This window comes from Vibrio syngnathi, from assembly GCF_002119525.1.
GTDB classification, from domain to species: domain Bacteria; phylum Pseudomonadota; class Gammaproteobacteria; order Enterobacterales; family Vibrionaceae; genus Vibrio; species Vibrio syngnathi.
In genome coordinates, this window is sequence record NZ_CP017916.1 from 77613 (window position 1) to 93103 (window position 15491).

15 protein-coding genes, 1 tRNA gene and 1 rRNA gene are annotated in these 15491 nt (G+C 44.1%); 9 read left to right on the forward strand and 8 right to left on the reverse strand.

Annotation, left to right across the window (positions count from 1 at the left end):
- Positions 1-90: 90 nt before the first annotated feature.
- Together rrf and K08M4_RS00360 are read left to right on the forward strand one after the other, a co-directional pair.
- Positions 91-206 (forward strand): 5S ribosomal RNA (gene rrf / locus K08M4_RS00355).
- Positions 207-273: 67 nt separating this feature from the next.
- Positions 274-350: transfer RNA gene (locus K08M4_RS00360), tRNA-Asp, on the forward strand.
- Positions 351-438: 88 nt separating this feature from the next.
- On the opposite strand, the gene K08M4_RS21905 is transcribed toward K08M4_RS00360, so the two are convergent.
- From K08M4_RS21905 to hemC, 7 genes are all read right to left on the reverse strand, one after another.
- Positions 439-1474, reverse strand: a protein-coding gene (locus K08M4_RS21905) for an IS630 family transposase (protein WP_157665725.1) whose coding sequence is annotated in 2 segments (ribosomal slippage) — positions 439-1014 and positions 1016-1474 — 1035 coding nt in all. Because the reading frame shifts where the segments join, the coding sequence is not laid out codon by codon here.
- 50 nt (positions 1475-1524) lie between these two features.
- Positions 1525-1917, reverse strand: coding sequence for a transposase (locus K08M4_RS00375; protein WP_086048525.1), 393 nt, complete (start codon positions 1915-1917; stop codon positions 1525-1527).
- Positions 1883-2311, reverse strand: a complete 429-nt coding sequence (locus K08M4_RS00380; RefSeq protein ID WP_435532559.1) for a helix-turn-helix domain-containing protein — start codon at positions 2309-2311, stop codon at positions 1883-1885. The genes K08M4_RS00375 and K08M4_RS00380 overlap by 35 nt, the downstream gene beginning before the upstream one ends.
- 997 nt (positions 2312-3308) lie before the next feature.
- Positions 3309-4490: a heme biosynthesis protein HemY gene (locus K08M4_RS00385; protein WP_086048526.1), complete on the reverse strand. Its 1182-nt coding sequence runs from the start codon at positions 4488-4490 to the stop codon at positions 3309-3311.
- Positions 4490-5716, reverse strand: coding sequence for a uroporphyrinogen-III C-methyltransferase (locus K08M4_RS00390; RefSeq protein WP_086048527.1), 1227 nt, complete (start codon positions 5714-5716; stop codon positions 4490-4492). The genes K08M4_RS00385 and K08M4_RS00390 overlap by 1 nt, the downstream gene beginning before the upstream one ends.
- Before the next feature lie 19 nt (positions 5717-5735).
- Positions 5736-6464: a uroporphyrinogen-III synthase gene (locus K08M4_RS00395; RefSeq protein WP_086048528.1), complete on the reverse strand. Its 729-nt coding sequence runs from the start codon at positions 6462-6464 to the stop codon at positions 5736-5738.
- 2 nt (positions 6465-6466) lie between these two features.
- Complete coding sequence (gene hemC / locus K08M4_RS00400) at positions 6467-7405, reverse strand: hydroxymethylbilane synthase (protein WP_009848205.1); 939 nt, start codon at positions 7403-7405, stop codon at positions 6467-6469.
- 344 nt (positions 7406-7749) lie between these two features.
- On the opposite strand from hemC, the gene K08M4_RS00405 reads away from it, so the two are divergent.
- Complete coding sequence (locus tag K08M4_RS00405; RefSeq protein WP_017079844.1) at positions 7750-10278, forward strand: class I adenylate cyclase; 2529 nt, start codon at positions 7750-7752, stop codon at positions 10276-10278.
- 69 nt (positions 10279-10347) lie between these two features.
- On the opposite strand, the gene cyaY is transcribed toward K08M4_RS00405, so the two are convergent.
- Positions 10348-10662: an iron donor protein CyaY gene (gene cyaY / locus K08M4_RS00410; RefSeq protein WP_004736618.1), complete on the reverse strand. Its 315-nt coding sequence runs from the start codon at positions 10660-10662 to the stop codon at positions 10348-10350.
- A gap of 75 nt (positions 10663-10737) precedes the next feature.
- On the opposite strand from cyaY, the gene lptM reads away from it, so the two are divergent.
- The 6 genes from lptM to yigB are packed head-to-tail and all read left to right on the forward strand — an operon-like array spanning position 10738 to position 15367.
- Positions 10738-10854, forward strand: a complete 117-nt coding sequence (gene lptM, locus K08M4_RS22505; protein WP_407830041.1) for an LPS translocon maturation chaperone LptM — start codon at positions 10738-10740, stop codon at positions 10852-10854.
- Positions 10855-10896: 42 nt separating this feature from the next.
- Positions 10897-12150, forward strand: coding sequence for a diaminopimelate decarboxylase (gene lysA / locus K08M4_RS00420; protein WP_086048529.1), 1254 nt, complete (start codon positions 10897-10899; stop codon positions 12148-12150).
- An 11-nt stretch (positions 12151-12161) separates the two neighbouring features.
- Positions 12162-12992 (forward strand): diaminopimelate epimerase, encoded by an 831-nt coding sequence (gene dapF, locus K08M4_RS00425; protein WP_017061013.1) that lies wholly within the window; start codon positions 12162-12164, stop codon positions 12990-12992.
- A gap of 43 nt (positions 12993-13035) precedes the next feature.
- A complete protein-coding gene (locus K08M4_RS00430) occupies positions 13036-13734 on the forward strand; it encodes a DUF484 family protein (protein ID WP_086048530.1) in 699 nt (232 codons plus the stop codon).
- A complete protein-coding gene (gene xerC / locus K08M4_RS00435; protein WP_086048531.1) occupies positions 13703-14635 on the forward strand; it encodes a tyrosine recombinase XerC in 933 nt (310 codons plus the stop codon). The genes K08M4_RS00430 and xerC overlap by 32 nt, the downstream gene beginning before the upstream one ends.
- Before the next feature lie 15 nt (positions 14636-14650).
- Positions 14651-15367, forward strand: coding sequence for a 5-amino-6-(5-phospho-D-ribitylamino)uracil phosphatase YigB (gene yigB / locus K08M4_RS00440; RefSeq protein WP_017103560.1), 717 nt, complete (start codon positions 14651-14653; stop codon positions 15365-15367).
- Positions 15368-15491: the final 124 nt, after the last annotated feature.

Below are 15491 nucleotides of genomic sequence, written 5' to 3' on the forward strand. Positions count from 1 at the left end.
AGACAGATCTTGAATGAGTTTGAAGAGATACTTTTAAATCAGTTTTCCGAATTATTAATTGTCGCTAATGCGTCAATTAAACAAAATTTGCTTGGCGACCATAGCATTGTGGACCCACCTGATTCCATGCCGAACTCAGAAGTGAAACACAATAGCGCCGATGGTAGTGTGGGGTTTCCCCATGTGAGAGTAGGACATCGCCAGGTTTTAAATTAAATCTTTAGGTTGACCGACCTGGAGATATGGACGCTCACTTAGTGAGTTGACCACTGCGGAGTGGTAGTTCAGTTGGTTAGAATACCGGCCTGTCACGCCGGGGGTCGCGGGTTCGAGTCCCGTCCACTCCGCCACTTATCAGAAAGCCTAGTCTTACGACTAGGCTTTCGTCGTTTCTAGGGTATGAGTTTTAACTCTTGGTTATGATACCAATCCGGAAAATTAACTGATCAGGTTTATCCAATCCCTTCTGCTCATTTTTGTGACACGATCTTTGCACTCAAGAAATTCATTCCAAGCGCGACAAACCTTGGAAACAATGTCGTTATAATCCGTGAAACTTTGATTCGCTAGATAATGTTGTCGCAACCAACTCCAAACTTGCTCTATAGGGTTAAGCTCTGGCGAGTAGGGAGGAAGCTTAATAGTACTGACGTTATTAAATTCTCTCGCAATATCATCGGTATGCCAGCCTGCACCATCCATTATAACGACAGCATGACGTCCTTTTTCTGTAGCCTTAGATATCTGCTCTAAGTGATTTGTCATTATGTCCTTGTTAACCCAAGGAACCACTATGGCTTCGCCAATTCCTCTTTCAGGGCATACCGAACCAAACAAATAAGCGTATTCAAATTGCTGTTGTTTTACCACGCGAGGCCTCGTTCCACGAGTCGCCCAAAGACGTGTCGTTGTGTTCTGCTGACCAAACCTAGCTTCATCTTGAAACCAGACATCAACACTCTCTAGCCCGATATGGCCGGGGATCTTAAGGATCGTTTCTATTTTGAATTTTTTTAAAATCGTCTTGGATTTGCTGTGATTGTTTAGGGTGTTTGGAGCGAGAAGTTATCCAAGAGAAGCCCATGTGGTCGAGGAGATAATAGATAGAATTAGGGTGGTAGTATTTATCAAAGTTTTTCACGATGTAATCATGTATATCGCTCCCGACAAGGCGCCCGCCTGAAGGGGACTCTGCTTCTTTCTTAATGAATGCACTGAGTTGTTTTCGTTGTTCTGCATTGAGGTATGCAGGTCTGCCTGTGCGAGGTTTTTCTTGAAGCCCTTCCAATCCTTCTTCAAGAAATACTTGAACCCATTTGTTTACACTAGTTCGACTGACTTTAAGGTATTTGGCAATTTGAGTGCGCGAGTGACCTTCTTTGAAGTGGGCTAGTGCTAGCAAGCGAACCTTCATTTGAATGGTTTTTTGTTGGCTTGCTAGCTTTTTAAAATCAGTATTATTAAGGCTATCCATGACGATTTTCTGTAAGAGTTCGACGGCCTTAATTAGATCACATTTTTACTTTAATTGGTATTAATAGTACTGACGTTATTAAATTCTCTCGCAATATCATCGGTATGCCAGCCTGCACCATCCATTATAACGACAGCATGACGTCCTTTTTCTGTAGCCTTAGATATCTGCTCTAAGTGATTTGTCATTATGTCCTTGTTAACCCAAGGAACCACTATGGCTTCGCCAATTCCTCTTTCAGGGCATACCGAACCAAACAAATAAGCGTATTCAAATTGCTGTTGTTTTACCACGCGAGGCCTCGTTCCACGAGTCGCCCAAAGACGTGTCGTTGTGTTCTGCTGACCAAACCTAGCTTCATCTTGAAACCAGACATCAACACTCTCTAGCCCGATATGGCCGGGGATCTTAAGGATCGTTTCTATTTTGAATTTTTTTAAAATCGTCTTGGATTTGCTGTGATTGTTTAGGGTGTTTGGAGCGAGAAGTTATCCAAGAGAAGCCCATGTGGTCGAGGAGATAATAGATAGAATTAGGGTGGTAGTATTTATCAAAGTTTTTCACGATGTAGTCATGTATATCGCTCCCGACAAGGCGCCCGCCTGAAGGGGACTCTGCTTCTTTCTTAATGAATGCACTGAGTTGTTTTCGTTGTTCTGCATTGAGGTATGCAGGTCTGCCTGTGCGAGGTTTTTCTTGAAGCCCTTCCAATCCTTCTTCAAGAAATACTTGAACCCATTTGTTTACACTAGTTCGACTGACTTTAAGGTATTTGGCAATTTGAGTGCGCGAGTGACCTTCTTTGAAGTGGGCTAGTGCTAGCAAGCGAACCTTCATTTGAATGGTTTTTTGTTGGCTTGCTAGCTTTTTAAAATCAGTATTATTAAGGCTATCCATGACGATTTTCTGTAAGAGTTCGACGGCCTTAATTAGATCACATTTTTACTTTAATTGGTATGACTTCCTTAAAGGTTGTTTATGACCAGTAAGCCCCGAATCAAACATTGATTAGAAAGCTGTGCTAGGAATAGTAGGGCTTTTTACGTTTCTAGGCCGTCTTAACCTAAAATGTTTTACACATTGAAACGCTTATGAAAATTCCAAATTAGCTCTACATTAAGCGCACTCTGTGTAATGACTAAGCCGCGCTTTAAACTTCGGAGTTTTGCTGTGTCTCAGAATTGATTTCGTCTAGAGTCTGAATACATTTACTTCTTCAATCTTAAACCAATAGGTTGGTTACGGAGGTAGGTCGGGTTTACGATCTCTAACGCTTTGAGGTACATTACTGAAATGTAATTTTCATCTAATGATTCCAGTTGCTAAGCCCACTGTAATCTAGAGCTAATCTCTATCAAATGACAACTACTGCGAAACGTCTTTTCTTTCGGTACAAATCCAACCAAGTTATCTGATCGTTATTCCTTCAAAAATATATATAAAGGTTGTCAGTCAGCTCAAATGGATTCTAAACAGCTTGTTTTATAATTGGCTAAAACTACATACGGATAGATCTAACGTATCCCTCAGTGTTTTTTAGGAAACCTTGCGGGGGATTTCATGAGGATTTAACCTCATGACTTAAAATCAGTACTTATAAAGCATTAATAGCATTTGAAAACCCATGATCAAGATGTGTGACTCTAGGTAGGTCTTATTAAAAATGGAAGGTGCTTCGGTCAGCAATAAACTGGGTGTGGAGAAGGGATTTGGATGGAAGACTTTTACTAGCATCTCTAGTGTTCGCTTATTAGTACTTAGGAAGTTACCTAAGGCAAACAGCAGATACAAAAAAGCCGATGTTAGACATCGGCCTAGTTTGAGTCGTTTTGAATTACGCTGGTTGAACGAGAGCGAGTGCCTTACGAGAAACTTCGTGAGCTGCTTTGGTCAGGTTCTGCTTCTCTAGTGCATCAGATAGGTATCCGTAATCTGAAACATTAGAGCGAAGTGCTAGTGCTTTCTCGAAGTGGCCTTGTGCTTCTGCCCACTTCTGTTCTCTTAGGTAGAACTGAGCCAGTGCGCTGTGTGCTTCGGCATTGCCACCATCTTTACTGATGGCGCGCTCTAGCATCACAACTACTGGGTGGTGATCGGCAAGGTTAAGCTCTGGAAGCAACATGTAGAGCTCATTTGAACCACTCTTCGCAATGTTCTCTTTGATCACAGTGAAGGCTTCTGAGTCAGCTTTACGAGCGATCAGTTGCTTCACAAAGCAGGAAACAAGGTGAGAGCTTTGTTTCTGCTTTCTTGAAAGCTTGTTCCAATGGCTGATTAAACCTTCGCTACCTTGCTGCTGTGCCACATCGTGAAGCAAGCCACATTGTGCTTTTTGTTCTAACTCAACTTGCTCATCAGCTGTAAGAAGCTTGTTTTTAGCTAGTTTAGGCGTTAACTCTAGTAATGGCTGCCAGAGTTTAAGCTGCGTGTAGGTGGCTTTTAGTAGGCCAAGTACGGCGGTGTTATTAGGGTATGTACCTTTTAAGGTCGAAAGTGTATCGAATGCGGCTTCGTAGTTCGACTCACTGATCTGTTGTTTTGCTTTAGTTAGCTCAACGGCCAGTAGAGAGTTCTCTTGTTGGCTAGCAAGCTCGATGTACTTATCACGCTCACTCGTATTACCTTGTTCATGAGCTGCTTGAGAAGCGACTAAATAACAAAGTAGAGGCATGTCATGGTGGTTAGCCCAACGAGTTACTTTCTTTTCTGCGCCTTTCCAATCACCTTCAAGCAGCTTTATGATGCCTTCATTGGTATAACGACGAGAGCGTTTTAGTTTACGAACACTGAACCAGTTCCAAGTAGTTGAGCTTGCGTACATAAGCTTTTTAAATAGGTACTCTAAGCCGAATAGAGCCGCTAGAAGAGCAATGACAAAAATAACCAGTGTTGTCACGCTCATTTCAATGGTCTTATTTGCTATCGAGATCAGGACATAACCTTGTTGACCTGAGAACTGAGTTCCAACAATTAACCCAGCACCTAGAACGAGAAAAAGAAAAATCCAACGAATCATTATTTCTCCTCCGTGGTCATAACGGTGACTTCACGACGTAGGCGCTCACGTATCACATCTGACAACTCATTTTGAGACTCAAGTTTTACAGGGTATTTCACAGAGATGTTTTGTTCACTTAACTGTTTAACCGCTTTCTCAAATTCAATCACTGAGTTGTTATCTTGGTTTAGGTACGCTTTTGACCACTCGTTAGCGGTATTAAGTGCTGCACTGTAGATATCACCTTGCTCTTTGTAGACAGCGCGAATTGCGGTCTCTAATTTGCCCTTGATATTCTCACGTAGGTAGAAGTGTTGCTCGGGAGAGAGTAGAGGGATGACTTCACCATCACGACTACGGAAGGTGATGAAGTTTTCTGAGAAGTCTTTCATCGACGTCATCAGGTTGTTCTGCCAATCATTAATATCTTTCGATACCGCTTTTTTCTCAACAACTGCAGCTTCTGGAAGAATTGCATTGGCAAGCGGTAGCGTATCGACTTGCTGTTGCAGACTTGTGATGCGTAGAACTAAGCCATCGCGGTCGATAAGAGGGATAGTGCGAAGCTTAGTAATGTCATTGGTCATTGATTGGCGCAGTGATACTAAGCTTGGGTCATTTAGTGCTGCGATACGTTGATCGGCGTTTTCCATTAGTTTGGTTGCGCTAACGGCATCATGCTCAAGGAATAGTTTACGACCTGCTAGTTTTACTAGGTAATCGGCTTCAGCAAGCAACCAGTCATTCGGTCGACGGCCTTTAACGTCAGCTACTGCTAACTGCAGGCTTTGAATACTCTTTTGTTGCTGGGATTGTACGACCTGAGTTTTCTCCACTGCGTGAGAAGCTTCTTGGATAGTCTCTTGCTTGATGGTTTGCAGGTCTTTATTTACTGCAGATTGGGTATTTTTCAGTTGTGTTTGAAGAGCAGCGATTTGAGTTGAATACTCAGCGCTCTTTTGCTGCATTTGAAATGCGATACCGCCACTGAAAATAATAGAAATAGCGATCGCAATAGCGCCTAGTTTGACACCGCGCTTACCTTGCTTTTCTGCTTTCTCGATTTGCTCTTTATGCTCAGCTTGAGGCTGTTCACTTTGAACCGTATTTGACGCAGAGGCATCAAGTTTTTTTTCAGGCTGTTTTGTCTCTGTAGATTCAGCTTTTTCGTTTTCAACAACTACTGGCTGAGTGTCTTGTTTCTTTTCAGGTTCAATATGCTCATTATTTTTTTTGCTTGTCATGCTTATTTCCTGTTTCTAGCTAGGGCCGGAGAGCAGCCAGTAATATTTGGTTCGTAGCACTGTGAGTATTGGTCACGTTCGAGAAACCGAGTTGTTGTGCTCGTTCTACTATGCGTTGGCTTGGGACAAATAGTTGTCTTGTTGAAAGCCAAGCCAAATACTCATCAGGGGTAATTGAGCAGAGATACTCCAATTGTTCCTGACTAGTGATGACAACTTTGGACGTTTTTTTGTTTATCCATGTTTGATAGATATTGTGATCGTTAATGGGAATATATTCTCTACGGTAGGTCTCACAATAAGAGACTTGTGCACCTCGATTGAGTAAATAATCTCGAATGAGCTCACGCCCACCATTTCCACGCAGTATCAAAATGGATTTATTATCTACGCCATTAAGTTCAGTAAGTTTGAGAAGATGTTCACTATCACTCACTTGGGGATAGTTTACTTTTTGTTTACTAACTTTGCTTAAAACGTGCGCAGTTTTTTGACCAACGCCAAGATAAAGCGGCGAAGTTGGCCAAATAGATGAAGTTTTCGAAAGGATGCTTTGGGCAGCGGTCACAGCGTGGTGACTGACTGCAATAATGATATCGCTGTTATTAAGCTGGGTGCTTAAATCCGATGAGTGTGGATTATCAACGATACGAATAAGCGGATGATGGATTGCTTGAATCCCTTCATCCGCTAGTTGTTGGCAAAGCGATTGTCCCTCTGAGCCGGGACGTGTCACCAACACTGTCATGATTATTCTTGGTCAGCGTAGAGCTTGGTTAAGATTTCTCTCGCGCCATCATCCAGCAACTGATTTGCCAGAGTAACGCCAAGCGCTTCTGCATCTTTGCGAAGGCCAGAGATCTCACCACGAACCATTTTAGAACCATCTGGTTCGCCTACTAATGCACGTAGCCAGATATTATCGCCATCTAATAATGAGTAGCTGCCGATAGGCACCTGACAACCACCTTCTAGGGTAAGGTTCATTGCACGTTCGCACAGTACACGATCAGCCGTGTCTTTATGATTCAGTGGTTCAAGGAGTTTAATCAGACGCTCGTCATCAAGGCGACACTCAATACCAACAGCGCCTTGGCCAACAGCAGGGAGAGACTGCTCTGGTTCGATGAAGCTACGAATACGCTCTTCTAGCTCTAGACGTTTAAGACCTGCAGCAGCGAGTACGATCGCATCGTATTGACCATCATCGAGTTTACCTAGACGAGTACCAACATTGCCGCGCAGTTCTTTGATGATCAGATCTGGGCGGTATTCTAGCAACTGACATTGACGACGCAGGCTACACGTACCCACGACAGCACCTTGTGGTAGCTCGTCGATGTTGTTGTAAGTGTTTGAAACGAAAGCATCACGAGGATCTTCGCGTTCACAGATAGTTACTAGACCTAGACCTTCAGGGAAGTCGACCGGTACATCTTTCATTGAGTGAACGGCTAGGTCAGCACGACCTTCTAGCATGGCTACTTCGAGTTCTTTAACGAACAACCCTTTACCACCCACTTTAGCCAGCGGGGTATCTAGGATGATGTCACCTTTGGTCACCATAGTTACCAACTCAACCTCTAAACCAGGGTGAGCAGCTTGCAGCGCATCCCTTACAAAGTATGCCTGCCAAAGGGCAAGAGGGCTTTTTCTGGTCGCGATACGGATTGGTGCTGAATTTGTCATGGTGTTTCCGATATAGGTTCTGTAATAGGCTAATCCTACCATTGTGAGGCGAAAATTCTTACTGTTTGATCATTCCATGCTTTGATAGCTGAGGGATTTTCATGAGTTCACCAAAATAGTGTGATTGGTATCTCATTTGAAACATGGGCTATTATTAGAAATAGGTAATAAAGAGGACACTACGGCGCCGTGAGTTTAACTTTTTGTCATCAAGGCATTGGCCAGTATGACAGGTTCCTTTGCTTTACCATTAAGGGTAAAAGTGTTAAATTGATCACGTTTTGTTGTTCCTTTCGTTCAGTAACTAAACAGAAGTGCATTTAATCTCAAACCAAGGACTTACCTTGCAGGCTTACACTCAGACTTTGATTCAACGATTAGACAATCTTAATCAGCAGCGCATTGATCGTGCGTTGGCGTTGATGAATGTCCAAGGCCAGCGAGTTTTCAACCTTATTCCTGCACTACTTCACTTCAATCATCCCATGATGCCTGGTTATTATGATCAACAAGTTCCTTTTGGAATTCGTAGCTTCACGCCTAATGAATTCCAAAAGCAATTTGTCTCTGATACCGAATTAACGCTGGGTGGAAAACTCACCGAGGCTGCTGAACCGGCAATCCTGGGCTTGTACACCATGGGCAGTACTTCTTCTATTGGCCAAAGCACTTCAAGTGACCTCGATATCTGGGTGTGTGTTTCTCCGGATATGGATGGCGCATCTCGCGACAGCCTGACCAACAAATGTCTGTTGATTACCGACTGGGCTGAAACCTTAGGGGTTGAAGCTAACTTCTTCTTGATGGATGAACAGCGTTTCCGCTCAAACCATTCTGAAGAGATGACCGGTGATAACTGTGGCTCTTCACAGCACTTATTACTGCTTGATGAGTTCTATCGCTCTGCCGTTCGTTTGGCTGGCCAGCGTTTGTTGTGGCAAATAATTCCGCCAGAAATGGAAGAGTGTTACGACGAGTATGTCCAAGGCCTGTGTCAGGATGGTTATCTTGATTGCTCGCAGTGGATCGATTTCGGCAAGCTGAACCGCATCCCTGCTGAAGAGTACTTTGGTTCAAACCTATGGCAGCTCTATAAGAGTATCGACTCACCGTATAAATCGGTTTTGAAGGCGATCCTGTTAGAAGCTTATTCATGGGAATACCCAAACACCCAACTGCTTAGTATTGATACCAAGCGTCGCTTCTTCGCGGATGAACCGGATCTGTATGGCATGGATAGCTACTATCTGATGCTCGAGAAGGTAACGCGCTATCTAGAACGCATTAACGACCACACTCGATTGGACTTGGTGAGACGCTGTTTCTACCTTAAGACCCACGAGAAGTTGTCACGAGATGCGGGCATTGGTTCTGTTGCGTGGCGTCGTGAAGCCTTAACTGAGATGACTAAGTCTTGGAATTGGGGACATGAAACCATTGCTGAGCTCGATAACCGCCGTAACTGGAAGGTAGAGCAAGTTAAAGTGGTACACCATGCATTACTTGATGCCTTGATGCTGAGCTACCGCAATCTGATTCAATTTGCGCGTCGTAACGACATCACTTCGGCAATCAGCCCACAAGATATCAGTATCTTGGCTCGTAAGCTTTACGCTGCGTTTGAGGTGTTGCCGGGTAAAGTGACACTACTGAACCCACAAATCTCTCCTGATCTGCATGAACCAGACTTGAGCTTCATCGAAGTTCGTCAGGGTCAGTCGAATAAAGCCGGTTGGTACTTGTATAAGCAGCCACTGGTAGCGCATCGTATTCTTGGTCAGCCTTCTCTGGAACACCATGAGTACTTGAGTAAGTTGGTTGCTTGGTCGTTTTTTAATGGCTTGATTACCGAGTCGACGCGTTTGCACTCTGTGGTACGTGACGCTCAGATTGATATCGATAAGTTCTACCAAATGGTGAGCGACCTGCGTAATACGTTTTCTTTGCGTAAGCGCCGCCCGAGTATGCAAGCTCTGGCGAGCCCGTGTGAAATAAGCCAACTGGCGATGTTCATCAACTTTGAAAGTGACCCAACTTCTGAATTAAGTGGTCGTGCGTTGAAGGTTGATCTTAAGAACGCCGATATCTTCAGTTTTGGTGAAGAGGGTAAGAGTTTAGTCGGCAGTGTTGATCTGGTTTATCGTAACTCTTGGCATGAAGTACGTACGCTTCATTTCCAAGGTGATACTGCAATGCTCGACGCGTTGAAGACGGTACTTGGTAAAATGCACCAAGATGCTTTACCGCCAGAATCGGTCGATGTGTTCTGTTACAGCAAAAACCTGCGTGGTGTGATGCGTAATATGGTGTATCAACTGCTTGCTGAGTGTATCGACTTACGATTGAAACCGATTGAGCCGGAGAAGCGCCGCCGCTTCAAGGCTATTCGTCTGGCAAACAAGATGTTTGGCCTGTTCTTTGAACGTCGTGGTGTTTCGGTGCAGATGCTGGAAAACTCGGTCGATTTCTATCGTAGTATCTCGACGAATAAGCTGAAGGGCTCACCTTTACTGATGCTCGATAAAGAGCAAGAGTATCAGTTACCAGAAGTGGTTGATGGTTTTGCGAGTGAAGGTTTAATTCAGTTTTTCTTTGAGGATACCGACAAAGGTTTCAATATTTATGTATTGGACGAGTCGAATCAAGTTGAGGTGTATCACCAATACAGCGGTGAAAAAGATGAGATGATCGCGAGCGTGAATTCTTTCTACACTTCAGTAAAAGATGAGTCGAAGGTGTCGTCTAAGTTGATTAATTTCAATCTACCTCAGTACTACCAAATTGTTCATCCTGAAGAAGGTCACTCTTACGTGGTGCCTTACCGTAACGATGCGACTTTAGCTTCTCGGAGCTCAAAGATAGTCAACATCTAGGCTTATTCTCGATAATTGATATTAAGAAAGGAGTGATTGATTCACTCCTTTTTGTTTTTTTACCAATAATTAGACCCAATTGATCTCTTCATCTGCGTGCTTTTCGCATTCTTCTTTGACCATCTCAAACAATTCCATACCCGTCTTTGAGCATGTCCATTTGTCATCAACTAGCTTGAAGTGAAAGCCACCAGATTTAGATGCTAACCAGATCTCACGCATTGGTTCTTGGCGGTTGATGATAATTTGGCTGCGGTTTTCAAACTCCAGCGTCATCACGTTACCAGTCACTTCGTAATCAACATCTGCCTCTGATTCATCGATAGCTTCTTCGATGTTTTGCATCTGTATATCGACCAGTTGATGAAATTCCGTATCGTTCATCCTTTCTATCCTATTGCTTTTCTTGAGTGTGGTGCGATTATAGGGGGCATTGAGTCAATAATCACGATATGCAAAATGAAAAAATTAATTACCGCTCTGTTTATAGTGTCCGTTATTGGACTTTCTGGTTGTGGTCAAACAGGTCCGTTGTACGATCCTGATGCAGTACAGCAAACTGAACAATCAGAATAAGTGAAAACACGCAGAAATCGTTATTTATAAGGGATAAGAACTTTGGATTACTTCAACTATCAGGAAGATGGCCAGCTTTGGGCTGAGGACGTCGCACTTTCACAACTAGCAGAGCAATATGGTACTCCGTTGTACGTATATTCTCGTGCAACATTAGAACGCCACTGGAATGCGTTTGATTCATCGGTTGGTGAGTATCCACACTTGGTGTGTTATGCCGTTAAAGCTAACTCGAACCTTGGCGTGTTGAATACTTTGGCTCGCATGGGCTCAGGTTTCGACATCGTTTCTGGCGGTGAGCTAGAGCGTGTGGTTGCTGCAGGTGGCGATCCGGCTAAAGTTGTGTTTTCTGGTGTCGGCAAAACAGCCGCTGAAATGAAGCGTGCGCTTGAGTTGAACATAAAATGTTTCAACGTAGAGTCTGAGCCAGAACTGGAGCGACTGAATAAAGTGGCTGGTGAGCTTGGTGTTAAAGCGCCGATTTCACTGCGTATCAACCCAGATGTTGATGCGAACACTCACCCTTACATTTCTACGGGTCTGCGTGATAACAAGTTCGGCATTGCCTTCGACCGCGCTCCTGCTGTCTATGAGTTTGCAAAAACACTCGATAACTTGTCTATCCATGGTATTGATTGCCACATCGGTTCTCAGTTAACGGATATCGAACCTTTCATTGATGCCACTGATCGTCTGCTTGCACTGATCGACCAACTACGTGCCAATGATATCAACATCAAGCACCTTGATGTTGGTGGCGGTTTGGGCGTGGTTTACCGAGATGAATTACCACCACAACCTTCCGATTACGCGAAGGCTTTGTTAGCTCGTCTAGACAATCATTCTGATCTAGAGTTGATTTTCGAGCCTGGAAGAGCGATTGCTGCGAACGCTGGTGTATTATTAACGAAAGTTGAGTTCCTGAAGCCAACAGAGCATAAAAACTTTGCCATCATCGATGCGGCAATGAACGATCTAATGCGCCCGGCACTTTACCAAGCTTGGCAGGATATTGTGCCAGTGAGCCCGCGTCAGGGTGAAGCGGTGACTTACGACTTGGTTGGCCCTATCTGTGAGACGGGTGACTTCCTAGGTAAAGACCGTGACCTTGTTCTTGAAGAAGGCGACCTATTGGCCGTTCGTTCTGCAGGTGCTTATGGCTTTGCTATGTCATCTAACTACAACACTCGTTCGCGTGCGGCTGAAGTGATGGTTGATGGCGATAAAACTCATTTGGTTCGTCAGCGTGAAGAGCTTACGAGTCTGTGGGAACTTGAAAACATTCTTCCGGAGTAATTTTAAGCGTTATGCACTTCCACTTTTCTAAAATGCATGGTTTGGGCAATGATTTCATGGTCGTGGACTGCATTACTCAAAATATTTTCTTTTCTCCAGATTTGATTCGTCGTTTGGCGGATCGTCACACTGGTGTGGGTTTCGATCAGCTACTTGTCGTTGAAGCTCCCTATGACCCTGAAACTGACTTCCATTACCGCATATTTAATGCAGATGGCAGTGAAGTGGAGCAGTGTGGTAATGGTGCGCGTTGTTTTGCTCGATTTGTTCGTATGAAAGGCTTAACGAATAAGTACAGTATCAACGTGAGCACCAAGAAAGGAAAAATGGTTCTCAAAATTGAAGAGAATGATTTAATCACTGTCAATATGGGTATTCCTGAGTTCGAACCGGGCAAGATTCCATTTAAGGCGAAGCAGCCAGAAAAGACGTATATCCTAAGAACGGATGTACACACCTTGTTCTGTGGTGCTGTTAGCATGGGTAACCCACATGTGGTTACCGTGGTTGATGACGTCGATACCGCAGATGTGGATACCTTAGGTCCACTGCTTGAATCTCATGAACGTTTTCCTGAACGTGTTAATGCTGGCTTTATGCAGGTGGTTAACCGTGAAGAAGTCCGCTTGCGTGTCTATGAACGCGGTGCGGGTGAAACTCAGGCGTGTGGTAGTGGTGCATGTGGCGCAGTTGCCGTTGGTATTACTCAAGGCTTACTGGCTGAGAATGTGAAGGTTCGTCTACCTGGTGGTGACTTACACATTAGCTGGCAAGGCCCTGGGAAACCTCTGTTTATGACTGGTCCAGCAACGCATGTGTTTGATGGTCAACTTTCTTGCTAATAACGATATAACAAATAGATTTATAAAAAATAAAGGATAGGTTTTGTCTTACGTTGAAGGCGACACTCTGACTGCAGAAGTGGTTGCGGAATATTTACGTGATAACCCAGATTTCTTTCAAAACAGGAAAGATTTGGTTGATCGCCTTGCTATTAATAATGTTGAGCAGGGCGCTGTTTCTCTAGTTGAGGTTCAGCTTAAACGCCAGCGTCATAGAATCGAAGAGCTGGAAGAAGAGATCACTGGCCTGATGTCACTAGCGGCGAATAACGATAAAACTTTCTATGAATTCATGGATCTGCAAACTCAAGTGTTGAAGTGCAGTGACTTCATTCAGGTTATCAAGGCTGTTGAACAAAAAGCGTTGGAACTAGGGCTTAAGGCTCATGTACGAGTTCTCTCACAATTAGGCTTTTATCAGCTGAATGAAGAGCGTTACTCGAAATTTTCACTTAACCATTTCAATGGCAAAGATGCTTATCTAGGGCGATTGAGAAAGGCAGACAGGCACGATTTGTTTGGTGATTATCCAGTTCCAGAGCTAGGCTCTTATGTAGTGCTACCCCTTGCTAAGCGATCTCCACTGGGTGTACTCGCTTTTTCTAGTGAAGATGGCGGACACTTCCAGCCTCATATGGACACGCTCTTTTTACGCCATTTAGCACTTGTTGTCGCTCATTTGGCGGACACCTTACCTTGGCAGATAAATAATGAGCCTAGAGCCCAAAATACCTCTTCCTAATAGCCTTCAAAAGCCGCTTTCTCGCTTCTATGAATATCTTAGAAGTGAGAAGGGACTCAGCTTACACACCCAACGTAACTACAAACAACAACTTGAAACCATGGCCGCTCATTTAGTCACTCTTGGACTAAAGGATTGGTCTCAAGTCGATGCGGCGTGGGTAAGACAACTTGCCAGTAAAGGCATGCGCGAAGGAATGAAAGCGAGCAGTATTGCGACTCGCTTATCGTCACTGCGCAGCTTCTTTGATTTCCTTGTCTTGCGTGGCGAAATGACCGCCAATCCAGCCAAAGGGGTTTCAGCACCTCGTAAACAACGTCCTTTGCCTAAAAACCTCGATGTTGATGAAGTCGGTCAGTTGCTTGATGTGAATGAGGACGACCCACTGTCAATTCGCGACCGAGCGATGATGGAAGTGATGTATGGTGCTGGATTACGTTTGGCTGAGCTGGTCGGTATCAATCTTAAAGATGTATTGGGTCGACAAGGCGAAATCCGAGTGATTGGTAAAGGCGACAAAGAACGCAAAGCGCCTTTTTCTGGTTTAGCGAAAGAGTGGGTTGATAAATGGCTCAAAGTTCGTGGTGAACTCGCTTCGCCGGGTGAGCCTGCACTGTTTGTCTCGAAGTTAGGGACTCGTATCTCTCATCGTAGCGTGCAAAAGCGCATGGAAGAGTGGGGCAAGAAGCAATCTGTCGCGAGTCACATCAGCCCGCATAAACTGCGTCACTCGTTTGCAACGCATGTGCTTGAATCAAGCCAAAACCTTCGTGCGGTTCAAGAGTTGCTCGGGCATGAAAACATCTCGACAACCCAAGTGTACACTCACTTAGATTTCCAACATTTAGCACAAGCTTATGACCAAGCTCATCCAAGAGCGCGTAAGAAGAATAAAGATTAGATTAAAGGTTTAACTATGCGAATTTATCGAGGGTTAAAGCCCATCAAAGCCATGACCTTTGATTTGGATGATACCTTGTACGACAACTGGCCTGTGATCATGAAAGTTGAGAAAGAGATGGCGCAGTGGCTTTATCAAAAGCATCCTGTGTCTGCTTCTCTTTCGTTAGAAGAGTGGCAAGGTATCAAACAGCAAGTCGCCTCTGAAAACCCAGCGTTAAAGCATGATGTCACCGTGTGGCGAGAAACACAGATTAAGCGTGGTTTGTTACAACTGGGGTATTCTCAGCAGCAAGCAGAACAAGCGGCTCGTGAAGGCATAGAACACGCCTTGTGGCTGCGTAATCAGGTGGATGTGCCACAAGAAACGCATCGAGTGATGGCTGAGCTGAGCCAACGTATTCCTTTAGTTGCGATTACTAATGGCAATGTCGACCCACATAAAATTGGCTTGGGGCAGTACTTCCAATTAATCCTTAAAGCCGGTCCTGACGGCAGAGCAAAACCCTACCCTGATATGTTTGATAAAGCTCAGCAATACCTAAATTGTGACGCTGAGAATATTCTCCATGTTGGTGACCATCTTAGAACCGATGTCTATGGAGCTAAGACAAATGGTTTCCAAGCATGCTGGTTTAATGATACTGGTTCCAATTTATATGATTCCCCGAAGGCAACAGTGCTGCCTGATGTTGAAATAGAGCAACTTAGTGATCTTATGCGATTAACTTAATGGCCGTAGTAAGCTTAATGTGTCGCATTTATGATATTGAATTGTTACATTAGTCACAATTAAATGCCTGTTTAGGCTAGGATAATTGGCGACTACTTTTGATCGAAATTTTTGATTCATAGTA

What these genes read in the sequence shown, in the direction of transcription:
- K08M4_RS00380 (WP_435532559.1), bottom strand. Translation starts at nt 2,311, where the DNA reads ATGAAGGTTCGCTTGCTAGCACTAGCCCACTTCAAAGAAGGTCACTCG.
- K08M4_RS00385 (WP_086048526.1), bottom strand. Translation starts at nt 4,490, where the DNA reads ATGATTCGTTGGATTTTTCTTTTTCTCGTTCTAGGTGCTGGGTTAATT.
- K08M4_RS00390 (WP_086048527.1), bottom strand. Translation starts at nt 5,716, where the DNA reads ATGACAAGCAAAAAAAATAATGAGCATATTGAACCTGAAAAGAAACAA.
- K08M4_RS00395 (WP_086048528.1), bottom strand. Translation starts at nt 6,464, where the DNA reads ATGACAGTGTTGGTGACACGTCCCGGCTCAGAGGGACAATCGCTTTGC.
- hemC (WP_009848205.1), bottom strand. Translation starts at nt 7,405, where the DNA reads ATGACAAATTCAGCACCAATCCGTATCGCGACCAGAAAAAGCCCTCTT.
- cyaY (WP_004736618.1), bottom strand. Translation starts at nt 10,662, where the DNA reads ATGAACGATACGGAATTTCATCAACTGGTCGATATACAGATGCAAAAC.
- lptM (WP_407830041.1), top strand. Translation starts at nt 10,738, where the DNA reads ATGAAAAAATTAATTACCGCTCTGTTTATAGTGTCCGTTATTGGACTT.
- dapF (WP_017061013.1), top strand. Translation starts at nt 12,162, where the DNA reads ATGCACTTCCACTTTTCTAAAATGCATGGTTTGGGCAATGATTTCATG.
- xerC (WP_086048531.1), top strand. Translation starts at nt 13,703, where the DNA reads ATGAGCCTAGAGCCCAAAATACCTCTTCCTAATAGCCTTCAAAAGCCG.
- yigB (WP_017103560.1), top strand. Translation starts at nt 14,651, where the DNA reads ATGCGAATTTATCGAGGGTTAAAGCCCATCAAAGCCATGACCTTTGAT.